This window comes from Streptomyces sp. NPDC040405 (assembly GCF_055595765.1).
In genome coordinates this window covers 244,077-259,375 of the sequence record NZ_JBVIVI010000003.1, presented here as the reverse complement: position 1 = coordinate 259,375, position 15,299 = coordinate 244,077, and the positions used below count along the sequence as shown (strand labels likewise).

The following is a 15,299-nucleotide window of genomic DNA, read 5'->3' as shown; positions in this document are numbered from 1 at the left end:
CAGGAGAACCGTCGCAGCGGAAGCGGTCAGGGTGTGTCCGCTTCTCCCGGCACCATGGGGGCCATGCCGAAGACTTCCGCGCGACTGCTGTCGTTGCTCTCGCTGCTCCAAGCGCGCCGCGACTGGCCGGGGGCGCTGCTGGCGCAGCGGCTTCAGATCAGCCCGCGCACCGTACGCCGTGATGTGGACCGCCTGCGCGAACTCGGCTATCCCATCGTGGCCTTCAAGGGGCCCGACGGCGGGTACCGGCTCGACGCGGGCACGACGCTGCCCCCGCTGCTGTTCGACGACGAGCAGGCCGTCGCGCTGGCCGTGGCCCTCCGGATCGCCGCCACCTCAGGTGCCGGTATCGAGGAGGCGGCGGTGCGCGCGCTGAACACCGTCCGGCAGGTCATGCCCGCACGGCTGCGCCACCGGATCGACGCGCTGGAGGTCACCGCCGTCGAACGGCCCTCGGTGCGGCCCGAACCGCGGGTCGACGGCGGCGTGCTCGTGGCGCTCGGCGCGGCCGTCCACGCGCGCGAGGTGCTGCGTTTCGACTACGCCCGGGTGTCCGCGCCGGAGGCGCCGGAGGTGGCCGACGGCGGCGTACCGGCTGCGCCGCGCCGGGTGCAGCCCCATCACCTCGTCACGTGGGGACGGCGCTGGTATCTCGTCGCCTGGGACCTCGATCGCGAGGACTGGCGCACCTTCCGCGCCGACCGGATCACCCCGCGCACCCCGACCGGGCCCCGCTTCGCGCCGCGTGAACTGCCCGGAGGTGACGTGGCCGCTTTTGTGGCCGCCCGGTTCCGCGGCACGGACGGCTCGGGTGACTGGCCCTGCCGCGGCGAGGTGATCCTCGGGCTGCCCGCCGCCGACGTGTCCCGTCACCTCCGCGACGGTGTTGTCGAGCCCCTCGGCCCGGACCGCTGCCGTCTTGTGCTGGGCTCGTGGTCATGGATCGGTCTGGCCGCCGACGTCGGCAGGTTCGACGCCGACATCGAGGTCGTCGGCCCGGCCGGGCTGAAGTCCGCCTTCGCGCACTTGGCCCGCCGCTACACGGACGCCTGTTCGTGACACCGTTCGGCCGCCGGGGTGTGTCGGTCGCGGGCTCGTGAGCCGTATCTTTTACGTTGGCTTTGCTTTTCGGGAACCCGGTGGCCGCCGGTAGCGTTCACCTTGAACAGACCGCGAAGCAGCACGACCGACGAGCAGCACCGGACAAGCAGCAACAGAAGCCGAGGTGGCACCAATGGCAATGTGGGACCGGCTCAAGGACCAGGCCAAGAACCTCCAGCAGTCCCAGAGCGCTCGGGGACGGGGCGGTTCCGGGCAGGGTCAGCAGGGGCACGGTGGCCCCTACGGGCAGGGGCAGCCCGGCGGCCATGGGTCCGGCTCGTCCTCCGGGGGCTCCAAGGCGCAGCTGGTCGGACTGCTCAAGTCCCAGCTGGCGTCGGTCAAGACGGAGCTGAAGAGCGGCGCCTACCGCGATGCCACGATGGCGATGTGCGCGCTGGTGGCCGCGGCGGACGGTCATGTCGAACCGGCCGAGCGGCAGCGCGTCGAGGAGCTCATCACCACCAACGACGTCCTGCAGAACTTCCCGGCGGACCAGCTCCGCCAGGCGTTCAACAAGAACGTGGACCGGCTCGTGGCCAACTTCCAGTTGGGCAAGACCGAGGCGCTTCAGGTGATCGCCAAGGCGGCCAAGAAGCCGACGGAGGCCCGCGCGGTCATCCAGACCGGCATCGTCATCGCCGGGGCCGACGGCTACATCGAGCCGTCCGAACAGCAGGCCATCCACGAGGCATGCGCCGCGCTCGGGATCCCGCCCACGGAGTTCGGCATCTGAGTCTCCCCCCTGAGTCTCAACCCCCCGTCTGCTGGGCCCCGGGTTTCCCGGGGCCTGCCGACAGGGTCCGCACCGCTTCGGCGACGTCCGTGCGGAGGTCGTCCAGGCTGTGGTCGGGGCCGAGGACCATGCGCCGTAGCTGAGGCATGGCGACACTCCACCCGGCCAGCGCGAGCGTGAAGAACACGCGGGTGCGCGCGTCCCCCGCGTCACCGCCCTGACCGCCGGACTCGGCGGCATGGATCTTGTCCTGGTAGTGGCGGGTGCGGCCAGGTCGCCAACCAGGCCCGCATCTTCGCCCTGCGGCCCGACGCCCGCAGCCGCCTCAACACCGGCTATATGACCTGCTCGTTCCTTGGCGGCAGCGCCGGATCGTGGCTCGGCACCCGGGCCTATGTGCAGTGGGGCTGGGGTGCCGTCTGCGCGCTCATCGCGCTCTCCGCGCTCCTGGCGCTCGCCACGTCCCGCCGACGACCGAGGAATGCGCAGGGGGTTGCCCTCACACGGTCCGGTGGTCACTGAGTGGCCGGAGCCGACGGTGATTCTCGGCGAGCACCTCGCGGTCTCCGTACGTCTCGTACATCCACCGGCGAGGGAAACACGAAGCCGCCCGCGTCGGAGGGCGGCAGCCTCAGGTGAAGGTCACCGACACCGGCCCGAGGCCGCTGAAGCGGGCCTCGATCCGCTGGCCGGCGCTGACGAAGGGGGCGCCGGTCATGGTGCCGGGCAGCACCAGGTGCCCGGGCTCCAGGGCGGTGTCGAACTCGGCGAGGGTGTTGGCCAGCCAGGCGACCGCGGCCGCGGGGTGGCCCAGCACCTCGCTGCCGCTGCCCGAGGCGACCCCCTCGCCGTCGACCAGCAGGTCGGCCCGGACGGCGGCCAGGTCGGGCGCCTGGGCCAGGAGGGTCCAGGCGCCGTGGACCAGACCGGCGGAGCTGGCGTTGTCGGCGACCGTATCGGCCAGGGTGATCTTCCAGTCGCGGATCCGGCTGTCGACGATCTCCAGGGCTGGAGCGACCGCCTCGGTGGCGGCGAGGACGTCGTCGACGGTGACGCCCGGTCCGCGCAGCGGCTCGGCGAGCCGGAAACAGATCTCCGGTTCGATGCGCGGCGCGCAGTAGCGCGCCGCGGGCACCGAGCCGCCGTCGCGATGGACCATGTCGTCCAGCAGATGACCGAAGTCCGGCTCGTCCACGCCGAGGAGCCGCTGCATCGCGGCCGCGGTCAGCCCGACCTTGTGGCCGACGACCGTGGCACCGGCGGCCAGCCGCCGGGTGACGTTGTCCCGCTGGACGGCGTAGGCGTCGGCCACTTCGAGGCCGGGCATCAGCTCCGACAGCGGGTCGATCGGCGCCACGCGCCGCTCGGCCTCCCGCAGCAGTCGGCCCGCTTCCTCGCGCTGTGCGTCGGTCAGGGTCATCCCGTGCTCCTCGTTGCCATGCGGCTCGCCACGTCGTGGACGAGCCGCGCGTGCCGCCCGAACATCACCATCGGGCTCACCGTAACAACGCGCAGGTCAGGTGCACACCTGTCCGTTGAGGGTGAAGGCACCGGGAGCGCCCGTACCGCCGGTGTGATTGGCCTGGTAGCCGATGGTGACGCTCGCGCCCGGGGCGAGGGTGGCGTTGTAGGCGGCGTTGGTGGCGGTCACGGCTCCGCTCGCGGGGCTGTACGTGGCGCCCCAGCCGCCGGTGATGGTCTGGCCGGAGGGCAGGGTGAAGCCCAACTGCCAGCCGTTCAGCGTGCTCGTGCCCGTGTTGGTGACGGTCACGGAGCCGGTCAGGCCGGTGCTCCAGGCGCTGGTGGTGGCCGACACCCGGCAGGCGCCCGGCTGGGGCTGCGGCCCGGGGCCGTTGCTGTCCAGGCCGAAGAAGGTGATCACACGGGCGGCCATACCACTGGTCATCAGGTTGTGGCCGACGCCCTGCAGGCTGATGGCCTCGACGGCGGCCCGGTCACCGGTGGAGCCGTAGCGGGTGCGGGTCCAGCCGGACTGGGGGGAGTCGGTGCGGGCCGGGGTCTGGCTGACTCCGTGGACGTTCGTCCACTGCTTGATCTCCTCCCCGAAGTTGGGATAGCGCAGGATGTCGTCCTGCGTTCCATGCCAGAGCTGCATACGCGGCCGGGGCCCGCTGTAGCCCGGGTAGGAGCCGCGGACCAGATCGCCCCACTGCTGCGGGGTGCGGGTGATGGTGCCGTTCGCGCAGTCGCTGTTCCACTCCGACCCGTTGGTGGTGGCGAAGCAGGCGAACGGCACGCCCGCGAACGCGGAGCCCGCCGCGAACACATCGGGGTAGTCGCCCAGCAGGACGTTGGTCATCATCGCGCCGGAGGAGGTGCCGGTGGCGAAGACCCTGCTGGCGTCGGCGCCGTAGGTACGGACCGTCCAGTCGACCATGGACTTGATGCCCACCGGATCGCTTCCCCCGCCGCGGCGCAGCGCCTGCGGTGAGGAGACGTCGAAGCACTTGCTGCTGCGAGTGACGGACGGGTACACGGCGATGAAGCCGTACCGGTCGGCCAGCGAGGCGAACTCGGTGCCGGAATACATCGCGGGCCCGGATCCCGTGCAGTAGTGCACGACCACCACCACCGCCGGGTTGGGGGCGACGTTGTCCGGGACGTACAGGTACATCTGGAGATTGCTGGGGTTGGTGCCGAAGTTCTTGATCTCGGTCAGGGCAGCGGTGGGGGCCTTCGCAGCGGCGGGCGCCGTACCGGAAACCGCCGTACGGGCCGAGGCCGCGGGCGCGCCCAGCAGCATGACCGCGAGTAGCGAAACCAGCGCTCCGACGAGGGCGACGAGCACCGGACGCCGTAATCGTCGCGGGGTGGTGCGGGTCGATGGGGACACGTCCTCATCCCTTCCTGATCGCGGTTGCGGATCGATCGTGACCAGGACACGCCGCCGCGATGCGCCTCCGTACGCGGCCTGCCCGCGCAGCATCGTGGCATGAACACGACCGTCATGGAAGCGCTCCCACGGCAGGTGGCACCCCACACGGCAGCGGGACGATGCCCACGGAGCGGCCGTCCTCGTCGAGCAGCCGCCCCATGTGTTTGACCGTGCGCAGGACCAGCGAACGGTCGTCAATGGTCAGGCGGGGCAGCCGCCGGGCCAGATGCGCCTCGAAGGCGTGGACGTCGCCCAGTTCGCGCAGCCAGACGTCGATCACCAGATTGTGCGGACCCGCCATGATCGCGCACGCACGGACCTCGCGGAAGCCGGACAGCACGCGGCTCGTCTCCTCCAGGTGCTGGGCCGGTACGGACGCGAAGTAGACCGCGGACAGCGGCCAGCCGAAGGGCGAGCGGGCGAGGTCGCAGCGCAGGCTCACCCGCGACGGGAACAGCGACTGCAGTCGGCGGCGCACCGTGGTCAGACCCACTCCCGTAGCCGCCGCCAGCTTGCGCATCGACATACGGCCGTCGGCGCCGAGCAGTTCGAGGAGCCGCGCGTCCAGCGCGTCCCAGCCCCCGGCGGCCTCGCTCCCCGGCCGGACCGGCGGGGGCAGGGCGGCCGCGTCCATGCGCGCGCACTGGTCGCCGTCCAGGCTGCGCAGCCGCCACCGGCTGCCCTCCGTCGGCATGCCGGTGGAGATGTGGGCCCGCGTCGCCCGCACCCCGGGCATCCCCTGGAACAGCCGTGCGGTCAGGCCCAGCAGCTCGTTGAGGTCCCGTACCTGCACCTCGGCGATCACATCGCGGCCGCCGGAGGTGAGTTTGACGTTGACCATCGCGTGGTCCGCCGCCAGGGCGTGGGCGACGTTCGCCGCGATGCCGGGCTCGGTGTCGACCTCGATGACGCCGGTCGCCACGACCCGGGAATTGGCCAGTCTCGGATGCGCCGTCACCCAGGCGAGTCCGGCGTCTGCCAGACGCTGCCAGCGCCGCGCGGCCGTCACCGGGTCGACTCCCAGCACGTCGCCGACGAGCCTCCAGGGGGCTCTGGGGTGGATCTGCAGGGCGTGCACGATGCTGCGGTCGAGCTCGTCCAGCTCCGTCGCGGCACGATTCGGCGCCGCCTGAGGAGGCGCGTTCCTGCGGGTTTCCCGGGAATCGCGGCTCAAAGCTGCATCGCCGCGCCGGCCCTTCTTCTCCATTCGCACACTGCCCTTACTTGTTCCAGTTGACGGAGGAGTGAATACGCCCGCCATGACGAATGCCACGACGGACGCCGCGACGCACGAGACCGCCAGGACCGCACTGCGCGTGCACAACGCCCGGCTCATCGACGGCACGGGAGCGTCTCCCGTGGACGACGCCGTCGTCACCGCCGACGCCGAGGGAACGATCACCTACGCCGGGCCCGCCGCGACGGCTCCCCCGACGGCCGGGGGCGCGTCCCCGGTCCGGGAGATCGACGCGGGCGGCCGCACCGTGCTGCCCGGCTTCTTCGACTGCCATGTCCATCTCGCGTACGCGCACCGGGCCCACCCCGGCCGCCGTGGCGAACTCGATCCGGTGCTGGTCACCCTCGACACCGTCACCCGGCTGCGGCAGACCCTGAACGCGGGCATCACCACCGCCCGTGACCTGGGCGGACTGTCGGCTGGCTTCCGTACGGCGGTGGAGAGCGGACGGATCGTGGGCCCGCGGCTGCACACGGCCGTGGCGATCATCGGCCACACCGGCGGCCACTCCGACTTCCGGCTGCCCGACGGCACCGACCTCACCGGCGGCGAGATGGCCCATCTCGCGGACACCGTGGACGAATCCCGCCTCGCCGTACGCAAGGTGCTGCGCGCGGGCGCCGACGTGATCAAGATCTGCGCCACCGGCGGCATGGCCAGCCCGTACGACCAGCCCGAGGACGAAGGGCTGTTGGAAGAGGAGATACGCGCCGTCGTGGACGAGGCGCGGCGGCACGGCGGCAAGCCGGTCGCCGCCCACGCCCAGGGCACCGCGGGCATCCTCAACGCCATCCGCGGCGGCGTCACCAGCATCGAGCACGGCTACGGGCTGGACGACCGGGCGCTGGAGCTGGCGGGCGAGCGCGGCGCTCGCCGTGAAGTCCGCGGCGTTCCTCAACTCCATCGGGCTCACCGGCTTCTGGGCCATCGTGGCGTTCGTCGCGCTGACCGCCTGCCTCAACCTCTTCATCGTCTCCGGTTCCGCCCTGTGGTCCCTGGCCGGGCCCATCTTCGTCCCGGCGTTCATGCTGCTCGGGATGAGCCCCGCGCTCAGCCAGGCGGCGTTCCGTATCGGCGACTCCGCCACCGGCATCCTCACGCCGATGAACCCGTACCTCTTCGTCATCCTCGCCATGCTCCGCCAGTACGAGCCCGAGGCCCGGCTGGGCACCCTCATCGCCCGGCTCTCGGTCTTCGCCGTGCCGTTCCTGGTGGTGTGGCTGGCGATCCTGGGCGTGTTCTACGGGTTCGGGCTGCCGCTGGGACCCGGTGCGCACATCGGCCTGAAGTGACCCCACGGCATGACGTGACGCCTCGATCCGAAGTGGCTCCGCTACACGACCGGCCGACCGCACCCGCTCGGTGTCGGACATGGCGCCTCCGTCGTCGGTCGTCGCGGGGAAGCTATGCCCGTACGGCACCTACTGCCATGCATACGGTCCGCTCAGTGAACCGGTCCGCTTGACCGCCCCTCCGCCGTCCCCGCGAATCAGGAGAGAACCGCATGACCACGCTGGCCACGATGGACGCACTGGACCAGGCGGACCTGGTCCGGCGGGGCGAGGTCTCCCCGCGCGAACTGGTCGAGGCCGCCATCGAGCGCGTCGAGGCGACCGATCCCCGGATCAACGCCATCACCCACCGGCGGTACGAGCGGGCGCTCGCCGAGGCGGACCGGGTGCGCCGGGACGCCCCCTTCGCGGGAGTGCCCACGCTGACGAAGTCCCTCAGCGACAGCGAAGGCGACCCGGCCACCTTCGGGTCCGCGTGGGTGGCCCGGCACGGCCGGGTCGCCCGCGCGGACTCCGTGGTCAACCGGCGGCTCAAGCAGGCGGGCTTCATCGTCGTCGGCCAGACCTCGGCTCCCGAGTTCGGCCTCGTCTCGGTCAGCGAGAGCCGGCTCCACGGGGTGACGCGCAACCCGTGGCACACCGAGGTGACACCGGGTGGCTCGTCGGGCGGTGCGTCGGCTTCGGTGGCGGCGGGCATGGTGCCGGTGGCGCAGGGCGGGGACGGCGGCGGCTCGATCCGGATGCCTGCCGCGTTCTGCCATCTGGTCGGGTTGAAGCCCAGCGTGGGGCGCGTCAGCGCGGGACCGGGGACGTCCGGCCGCTGGGGCCACAGCGTCCCGGCCGTCGTCACCCGGACCGTCCGCGACACGGCGGCGGTGCTCGACGCGGTCAGCGGTGGCGCGCCCGGGGACCGGGGTGGCCCCGCGCCCCTTCCGCCGGGTGGCCTGAGCGGGCTGGTCGGCCGGGAGCCGGGGCGGCTCAGGGTGGGTGTGCTCGCGCACGCGCCCGACCACGCGCCTCAGGTCGTGGACGCGGTGCGGGACGCCGTACTCGACACGGCCCGGATCCTCGAACGGCTCGGGCACGCGGTCGAAGAGGCGCATCCCGCCGCCATGCTGGATCCCCGGTGCCTCACGGCGTTCTTCGACGCGCTGAGCGTCACCGCGGCGCAGAGCGTCGAGGCGCTGACCAGCGAACTCGGCGAGCGTCCCGGGCCCGGCGACCTCGACCCCGTCACCCGGTTCTGGGTGCGGCGCGGACGGGAGATCACGGGGCTGGAGCTCGCCGACGCCCTGTCCTGGCAGGACGGGCTCAGGGCGCGCATGGCCCGGTGGTGGCAGGGGTACGACCTGCTGCTGAGCCCGGTGTTCGCCACCCCGCCGAAACCGGTGGGGTGGCCGTGGCGGGAACCGGACGGCCTCCAGAAGTCCGTGGACGTGCTCACCTTCACCGCGCCGTTCAACACCACGGGTCAGCCCGCGATCGCGGTACCGGCGGCCCTGTCCGCGTCCGGTACGCCCATCGGCGTCCAGCTGGCCGCGGCGTACGGGCGGGAAGACCTGCTGGTCGGCGTGGCGGCGCAGCTGGAGGCGGAACGGCCCTGGGCCGCGTGCCGCCCACCGGTCTTCGCCGCCGCCTCCCGGCTCTGACCGCCGCCTCCCTTACGTGTGCGTACGTATCAGCGAGGCGAGGATGTCGATCGCGGTCGGGATCGTCTCCTCCGCGATGTCGAAGGTCTCGCTGTGGTGGGGCCCCGGGCTGCCCGCGCCCACCATCAGATAGGCCCCCTTGCCCCCGCGCCGCTGGACATGCCTGATGAGGAGGTTGGCGTCGTCGCTGCCCGCGAACGCCCGGGTCCGGATGACCTCGGTGACATCGTCGTGGGCGGTGGCCACCTCCACGATGCGGTCGATCATTTCGTCGTCCGGGGCGACGGTGGCGGACTGGCCCATCACCGCGACGTTCGTGCGCACCCCCTGCGCCAGACCCGCGCCCTCCACGACCGCCCGGACCCGGTCGACCAGCTCGTCCACGATGTCGTCGTCGGTCGCCCGGACTTCGCAGGTCATCGCCGCGGAGGAGGGCACGATGTTCACTCCGTCACCGGCGACGAGCGTGCCGACGTTGAGCCGGGTGTCCGCGGCGCTGAAGCGCGGGATTCCCATGATGCCCAGCGCTGCCGTGGCCGCCGCGAGCAGCGCGTTGCGGCCGGATTCCGGCGCACCGGCCGCGTGGGACGCCTTGCCCTCGAAGTCGACCTTCAGCTTTCGGGTGGCCAGGCCGCCGGTGAAGCTCCCCACGACGCCGCCGACGGCCATGTCCCCGGCCATGTGCACGGCGAGCATGTGGTCGATCTCGTCGGCCACCCCAGCTTCGATCATTGTCTGCGCTCCCCGGACCCCCTCTTCGGCGGGCTGGAACAGGATCCGCAGCGAGCCCGCGAAGTCACGGTCCGCCAGCCGGTGCAGCAGTCCGGCGCCGATGGTGGCGTGGGCGTCGTGGCCGCACGCGTGCATGGCGCCGTTCGTGGCGGCGAACCCGTTCGCCACCGGGAAGTGCGCGGCATCGGCCGATTCGCGCATGGGCAGTGCGTCGATGTCGACCCGGAGCCCCCAGCGCGGCCCGGGACGGGTGCCCTCAAGATCGACGACCAGCGCGGTGCCGTTCTCCCGGAAGTACCGGACCCGTTCCTCCGGAACGCCCGAATCGACGGCGCGGGCCGCCCATACGTCCAGGGTCTCCGGGGACGGGAAGTTGACGACGGCGGAGAGATCCTGGGCGGCCCTCCCCGTGAGGACGCGTATCGGCAGTCCTTCGATGGCCTGTTCGATGCGGGCCGCCGTACCGATCTCCACGAACGCGGGCTCCGCGTTCCGGTGCAGTTCTCGGCGAAACGCGACGAGCTGCTCAAAGTCCACCAGTGGCCTCCCTTTCCCTCGGTGCGCGGCCACCCGTCCGGGGCCGCCCGGAGCCGAGGTTAGACGTCCCGGTCACCAGGATGTACGGCGGCGTACCGCCTGCCGGAAGGCAGGGATTGTTCACGGCTGCGGACCGGGTGACTGAACAATCCGCGCCGCGTTGAACTGGGCCTGCGGTGCCGGAGTCCCGGCCCGCGTCAACGCGGTCACGGCAACGGGATCACAGCGAGAAGAGAGGTCGTTGATGTTCACGAGGAGGAGCGCCGCCGTGGTGGCGGGCGGGCTGGTACTGGCCCTCGGCGGCTGCGGAGGCGGGACGGACGACAAGGCCGACGCGCCGGACAAGACGTCGGCCAAGCCGACGCCGCCGCGGCCGCCGTCCAAGGAACTGGTGAAGTGGGTCGGCGGCATGTGCGAGTCGACGCGCGCGCTGAAGAACCTGCGGACGGACAGCACGGCGGATCTGAAGGAGATCCGGGACCCGGACGAGGAGGTGTTCGCCGAAGCCCGCGCCGCCGGCTACCTCTCCACGGCGCAGATGGCGGTGAACGACGTGGATGACGACCTGAAGGGCCTCGGCCCCTCGGGCGTACCCACGGCCGACCGGCTGCTCGACGCCTGGCAGAAGAAGCTGAAGCGCGTCGTGCCCCGGCTCGACGAGATGTCCCCGAGTGCAACCTTCACCGACGCCGAGGACAGTGCCGCGGACATCGACAAGCTCATCCAGTCCCTCACCCCGCCCAAGCCCGGCCTGCCCGCGCTGACGAAGAAGAATTCACAGCTCGCGGCCGCACACCAGCGCGCGAAGCAGTGCGCCCCCGGCTGGAAGCCCACCGAGGAGGCGGCCTCGCCCTCGCCCGACCCCACCCCCACCGGCCCGCTGCCCAAGGCGGCGGACGGCAAGAACACCGACGCGTGCTCGGACGGCACGTGCGAGGTGCTGATCACCTCCGAGGCGGACATCACGGCGAACGGGCTGAGCGTGCATGTCACCGCGGGGGACAGCTCCGTCACCTTCCAGACGGCGAGCACCATCATGAACCTCGGCGGTCAGGGCGGTGTGGCCAAGTTCGGCGACGCGCTGAAGGCCACCGTCGTCGCGCAGAACGAGGACGGTGCCGTGCTGAAGTTCAGCATCCCCTAGGAGCCCTCGCACACCTCCCGGTAGCCGAGTCGCGGCAGGTGTTCCGCCCAGTCGGCGCGGGTGAGGACGCCGTCGGTGCGGGCGCAGACGGAGTCCGCCGCGCGGTCGGTGTCCAGGGTCCACACCCGGGCCGTCAGGTCGTAGCCGACGGAGGCGAGAGCGTCGCCCTTCGGGCTGAACGCGACGGAGGTGACGGTGTCGAGATGGCCGGTGAGTTCCTGCCCGGCCATCTCGGCATGGGCTGGGTCGGCCACGTCCCACAGCCGCACCGTATGGTCACCGCTGCCCGTGGCCAGCGTCTTCCCGTCCGGGGCGAAGGCCACCGACCTGACCGGCCCGCGGTGCCCGGTCAGCTCCTTCCCCACCTGGCGTACGCGATCCGCGTGTGCCACGTCCCACAACCGCACCGTGCGGTCGTCGCCGGCCGTCGCCAGCGTCCTCCCGTCCGGGGCGAAGGCCACCGCGTTGACCTGCTCGTCGTGCCCGGTCAGGGCGTCCCCCGCGGGCCGCGCCCCGTCGCGCACGTGCCACAGCCGCGCCGTGTCGTCCTCGCTGCCGGTGGCCAGGGTGCGGCCGCCCGGCGCGAAGGCCACCGAGGTGACGGCGTCCGTGTGGCCGCGCGACGGTTCGCCGACCGGCCGTGCGCGGCCCCGCCGCCGTACGTCCCACAGGCGCACCGTGCCGTCCTCCCCGCCGGTGGCCAGCGTGTGGCCGTCCGGGGAGAACGCGACGGCGGGAACGCCGCCGTCGTGTGCGTCCAGCGGTTCGCCGAGCGGGGCGGGGCGTTCGGGCGCGGACACGTCCCACAGCCGTACGGTGCCGTCCTTCGAGCCGCTGGCCACCGTACGGCCGTCCGGGGAGAAGGCGACGGCGAGCACCGCGTCCTCGTGGCGGAGCGTGCGCGGCATCCGGCGCGGGCGGTCCGGTCGGCGCGTGTCCCACAGGCGGATCAGCCCGTCGTCGGTGCTGGCGACGGCGAGCAGACGGCCGTCGGGGCTGTAGGCGACGGCGGTCAGCGGGTTGGTGAAGTCGGTGAGGACGGTCGGCGGCCGGTGCCACAGCCGGACGCTGCCGTCGGCGCCGGTGCTGGCGAGGGTACGGCCATCCGGGCTGAAGGCCACCTCCCACACGGCCTCCGTGTGGCCGGTCAGCGGCTCCCCGAGCGCTTGCGGATAGGCGGGGTTGGCCACGTTCCACAGGAGGGGCGAGTCGTCCTCGCCCGCGGTGGCCAGGGTCTCGCCGTCGGGGCTGAAGGCCACCGACATGACGGGCGCGGTGTGCGCGGTGAGCGGTTCGCCCAGCGGCCGGACATGGCCCGGGTCGGACGCGTCCCACAGCCGTACGGTCTCGTCGAACCCGCCCGTGGCCAGGGTCCGGCCGTCCGGGGAGAAGGCCAGCGTCCAGACGGAGCCGGTGTGTTGGCGCAGCGGCTTGCCGAGCGGCGCGATCCCGTCGTCCTCGCCGAGCCGCCACATCCGTACGGTTCCGCCGAAACCGCCCGTGGCCAGGGTGTCCCCGTCCGGGGCGAACGCGACGGCGCGCACGCTGCGCGTGTCGGCCTCGGCGGGCTTGCCGAGCGGCGCGGGCCGGGCCGGGTCGCTCAGGTCCCACAGCCGTACGGTCCCGTCGTCGCCCGCGGTGGCGAGCCGTCGGCCGTCGGGGGCGAACGCGACGGAGACGACGTTCTCCTTGTCGTGGCTCACCAGCGGTCGGCCGAGCGGCAGGGGCCGCGAACGGTCCGAGACGTCCCACAGCTGGATGCCGCCGCCCTTCCCGGTGGCCACCAGGAGGTCGCCGCCGCGCGGGGAGAAGGCCACCGCGCCGACCCGTCCCGTACGCAGTCGCAACGGCTCGCCCAGCGGCCTGTCCCCGCCCGTGTCACTGTCCGTGTCCCACAGCCGGACCGTGCCGTCGTGGCCACCGCTGGCGAGGGTGCGGCCATCGGGCGCGTACGCCACGGAGCTGCCCAGGCCGCGGTGGCCGGACAGCCGGGTGGCCAGCACCCGGCCCGCGTCCGAGGCCAGCCGGGTCCGCAGGTCCGGGGTGGAGCGCATGCGGTACGCGGCGACATCGAGCCGGGCGGCCAGGCCGGAGTCGGTGTCGCGGACGCTGTCGGCCTCGGCGGTGAGGCGGCCGAACACGGCGTCGTCCCGTTCGTCCTGCGCGGTGGCGCGCGCCTGGAGGGCGACGACGGCGGTGCCGGTGGCGAGCAGCACGAGCGCGGCGAGCACGGCCACCACCGTACGGCGCAGCCGCGCGGCGCGGTGGCGGCGGCGCAGCGAGGTGGTGAGGAACTGCCGCTCCAGCGCGGTGAGTTCATCGCCGCGACGGTCCTCCGGTGCGGTGTCGCGCGGAAAGGCGTCGCGGGCCGCGGACAGCCGGGAGCCCGCGTAGAGCGCGGCGTTCTCCCGGCCGAGCGTCTGCCAGGTGCGGGCCGCATCGGAGAGCGAGCGGTGGACGCGCAGCCGGTCGCGCTCGGCGTCGATCCACGCGCGCAGCCGGGGCCAGGCGGTGATGAGGGATTCGTGGGCGAGGTCGACGGTGCCGTCGTCGAAGGTGATGAGGCGGGCCCGGACCAGGCGTTCCAGTACCACTCGGGTGTCCGCGAGGCTGCCGAAGTCGAGCTCCGCGTGCGCGGTGGGCCGACGCGTGTCAGGGGTGCCTCCCCCAAGCTCTCGGCTTCGCTCGAGCAGGGGGTACCCCCTCCCGGGCGTGACGAGTCTGAGCAGGATACGGCGGGCCAGCTCGGCCTGCGGCGCGGTGAGTTCACCGTACGCCTGCTCGGCCGTACGGACGACGGCCCCGTGCAGCCCGCCCGCCGCCTCGTACGCGGTCTCGGTCAGGGCGCGGCCGCTGCGGTGGCGCCAGGTCTCCAGCAGGGCGTGCGACATCATCGGCAGTCCGCCCGGGGCGCCCTCGACCTCGTCCAGGACGCGTTCGGTCAGGGAGCGTTCCACGATCAGGCCGTCCGCGGCGGCCGGGCGGACGATGGCCTCCCGCAGCTCCGCGCGGCTCATCGGCCCGGCGAGCAGCGTGGCGTCCTGCAGCGCGGCGGTGAGGCCGGGGTGTTCGGCGCAGCGGCCGAGGAAGTCGGCCCGCACCGCGATGACGACGCGCAGCCTGCTGCCGGGGGCGGTGGCGGCGACGAGGCGGTCGATGAAGGTGTCCCGGTCGGCGGGGTCGGCGCCGAGGGTGTACAGCTCCTCGAACTGGTCGACGATCAGCCAGGTGTCGGCGTCGGCCCCGGGCACGGGCAGGAGCCGGTCGGCGTGGGTGTGCAGCGGGTCCGCGCCGGGCGTGAGGATGCGTACGGCCGCGGGTGGGCCGTCGCCGTCGCCGCAGCCGTCTGGCGGGGTCCGCAGCCGGGGGATCAGTCCGGCGCGCAACAGCGAGGACTTGCCGCTGCCGGAGGGGCCGAAGACGGCGGTGAAGCGGTGCTTGCGGTTCAGCTCGGCCAGCCGCTCCACGAGCCGGTCGCGGCCGAAGAACAGTTCGGCGTCGCCCGGTTCGAACCGGGTCAGGCCGCGGTACGGGGGCCGGGAGGTCTCGTCGGCGGAAGCCTCGGCGGCCAGCTCGGCCGACGCCTCGCGCCACCGCCGCTCCCACTCGGTCACGTCGCCGCCGCACGCCTTCACGTAGGCGAGCGCCACCGCGCGGGTGGGCAGCTGCTTCCCGGCCGCCGCCTGCGACAGCGTGGTCACCCCGTACCGGGTCCGCTGCGCCATCGCCCGGTAGGTGGGTTTTCCCGCGGACTCGCGCAGCGCGCGCAGTCCGGCGGCGAACCGCGGCACCGTTCCGGCCTCCGGATCCAGCTCGCCCTCGGTGCGCCCCGGCCCTGGTCGTTCCGCCACGTGCCCACCCTCCCCTCGTTCGCCTTGCCGGCGCCGGGACATCACCCGGCGCGTCCACCCGGGCGCCCACGGTAGGCAGTCGCAGGGGTGGTCGCAATCGAACTACCGGTGCACCGGCGGGCGGGGC

11 protein-coding genes and 1 pseudogene are annotated in these 15,299 nt (G+C 72.9%); 6 read left to right on the top strand and 6 right to left on the bottom strand.

What is annotated here, in order from left to right; translation table 11 throughout:
• The first annotated feature begins 63 nt into the window (after positions 1–63).
• The gene (locus ACZ59A_RS15190; protein WP_470958423.1) at positions 64–1,059 is read left to right on the top strand and encodes a helix-turn-helix transcriptional regulator; all 996 of its coding nucleotides are present in this window, start codon (positions 64–66) and stop codon (positions 1,057–1,059) included.
• A 175-nt stretch (positions 1,060–1,234) separates the two neighbouring features.
• The gene (locus ACZ59A_RS15185) at positions 1,235–1,834 is read left to right on the top strand and encodes a tellurite resistance TerB family protein (protein WP_470958421.1); all 600 of its coding nucleotides are present in this window, start codon (positions 1,235–1,237) and stop codon (positions 1,832–1,834) included.
• A 16-nt stretch (positions 1,835–1,850) separates the two neighbouring features.
• Here the strand turns inward: ACZ59A_RS15185 and ACZ59A_RS15180 are convergent, their stop codons facing one another.
• From ACZ59A_RS15180 to ACZ59A_RS15165, 4 genes are all read right to left on the bottom strand, one after another.
• The gene (locus tag ACZ59A_RS15180; protein WP_470958419.1) at positions 1,851–1,982 is read right to left on the bottom strand and encodes a hypothetical protein; all 132 of its coding nucleotides are present in this window, start codon (positions 1,980–1,982) and stop codon (positions 1,851–1,853) included.
• A gap of 483 nt (positions 1,983–2,465) precedes the next feature.
• On the bottom strand, positions 2,466–3,254 hold the full coding sequence (locus tag ACZ59A_RS15175; RefSeq protein ID WP_470958417.1) for a 2-keto-4-pentenoate hydratase: 789 nt from the start codon (positions 3,252–3,254) through the stop codon (positions 2,466–2,468).
• Positions 3,255–3,350: 96 nt separating this feature from the next.
• Positions 3,351–4,598 (bottom strand): extracellular catalytic domain type 1 short-chain-length polyhydroxyalkanoate depolymerase, encoded by a 1,248-nt coding sequence (locus ACZ59A_RS15170; protein ID WP_470959654.1) that lies wholly within the window; start codon positions 4,596–4,598, stop codon positions 3,351–3,353.
• Positions 4,599–4,800: 202 nt separating this feature from the next.
• Positions 4,801–5,937 carry an Lrp/AsnC family transcriptional regulator gene (locus ACZ59A_RS15165; RefSeq protein WP_470958414.1) on the bottom strand — a complete coding sequence of 379 codons (1,137 nt, stop codon included), beginning with the start codon at positions 5,935–5,937 and terminating at the stop codon, positions 4,801–4,803.
• Between the two features lie 52 nt (positions 5,938–5,989).
• Here ACZ59A_RS15165 and ACZ59A_RS15160 point away from each other — a divergent pair.
• The 3 genes and pseudogenes from ACZ59A_RS15160 to ACZ59A_RS15150 all read left to right on the top strand — a co-directional run.
• Positions 5,990–6,835 (top strand): annotated as a pseudogene (locus ACZ59A_RS15160) (amidohydrolase family protein); the annotation flags it as partial.
• Positions 6,836–6,842: 7 nt separating this feature from the next.
• The gene (locus tag ACZ59A_RS15155; protein WP_470958411.1) at positions 6,843–7,259 is read left to right on the top strand and encodes an AbgT family transporter; all 417 of its coding nucleotides are present in this window, start codon (positions 6,843–6,845) and stop codon (positions 7,257–7,259) included.
• Between the two features lie 212 nt (positions 7,260–7,471).
• Positions 7,472–8,908, top strand: a complete 1,437-nt coding sequence (locus ACZ59A_RS15150) for an amidase (RefSeq protein ID WP_470958409.1) — start codon at positions 7,472–7,474, stop codon at positions 8,906–8,908.
• A 12-nt stretch (positions 8,909–8,920) separates the two neighbouring features.
• Here ACZ59A_RS15150 and ACZ59A_RS15145 read toward each other — a convergent pair whose 3' ends face one another.
• Positions 8,921–10,177, bottom strand: a complete 1,257-nt coding sequence (locus tag ACZ59A_RS15145; RefSeq protein ID WP_470958406.1) for an amidohydrolase — start codon at positions 10,175–10,177, stop codon at positions 8,921–8,923.
• 244 nt (positions 10,178–10,421) lie between these two features.
• Between ACZ59A_RS15145 and ACZ59A_RS15140 the strand changes: the two genes are divergently transcribed.
• Complete coding sequence (locus ACZ59A_RS15140) at positions 10,422–11,321, top strand: hypothetical protein (RefSeq protein ID WP_470958403.1); 900 nt, start codon at positions 10,422–10,424, stop codon at positions 11,319–11,321.
• Here ACZ59A_RS15140 and ACZ59A_RS15135 read toward each other — a convergent pair.
• Positions 11,318–15,172, bottom strand: a complete 3,855-nt coding sequence (locus tag ACZ59A_RS15135; protein ID WP_470958400.1) for an nSTAND1 domain-containing NTPase — start codon at positions 15,170–15,172, stop codon at positions 11,318–11,320. The genes ACZ59A_RS15140 and ACZ59A_RS15135 overlap by 4 nt on opposite strands.
• Between the last annotated feature and the right edge of the window lie 127 nt (positions 15,173–15,299).

What these genes read in the sequence shown, in the direction of transcription:
- ACZ59A_RS15190 (WP_470958423.1), top strand. Translation starts at nt 64, where the DNA reads ATGCCGAAGACTTCCGCGCGACTGCTGTCGTTGCTCTCGCTGCTCCAA.
- ACZ59A_RS15185 (WP_470958421.1), top strand. Translation starts at nt 1,235, where the DNA reads ATGGCAATGTGGGACCGGCTCAAGGACCAGGCCAAGAACCTCCAGCAG.
- ACZ59A_RS15180 (WP_470958419.1), bottom strand. Translation starts at nt 1,982, where the DNA reads ATGCCTCAGCTACGGCGCATGGTCCTCGGCCCCGACCACAGCCTGGAC.
- ACZ59A_RS15175 (WP_470958417.1), bottom strand. Translation starts at nt 3,254, where the DNA reads ATGACCCTGACCGACGCACAGCGCGAGGAAGCGGGCCGACTGCTGCGG.
- ACZ59A_RS15170 (WP_470959654.1), bottom strand. Translation starts at nt 4,598, where the DNA reads ATGCTGCTGGGCGCGCCCGCGGCCTCGGCCCGTACGGCGGTTTCCGGT.
- ACZ59A_RS15165 (WP_470958414.1), bottom strand. Translation starts at nt 5,937, where the DNA reads ATGGAGAAGAAGGGCCGGCGCGGCGATGCAGCTTTGAGCCGCGATTCC.
- ACZ59A_RS15150 (WP_470958409.1), top strand. Translation starts at nt 7,472, where the DNA reads ATGACCACGCTGGCCACGATGGACGCACTGGACCAGGCGGACCTGGTC.
- ACZ59A_RS15140 (WP_470958403.1), top strand. Translation starts at nt 10,422, where the DNA reads ATGTTCACGAGGAGGAGCGCCGCCGTGGTGGCGGGCGGGCTGGTACTG.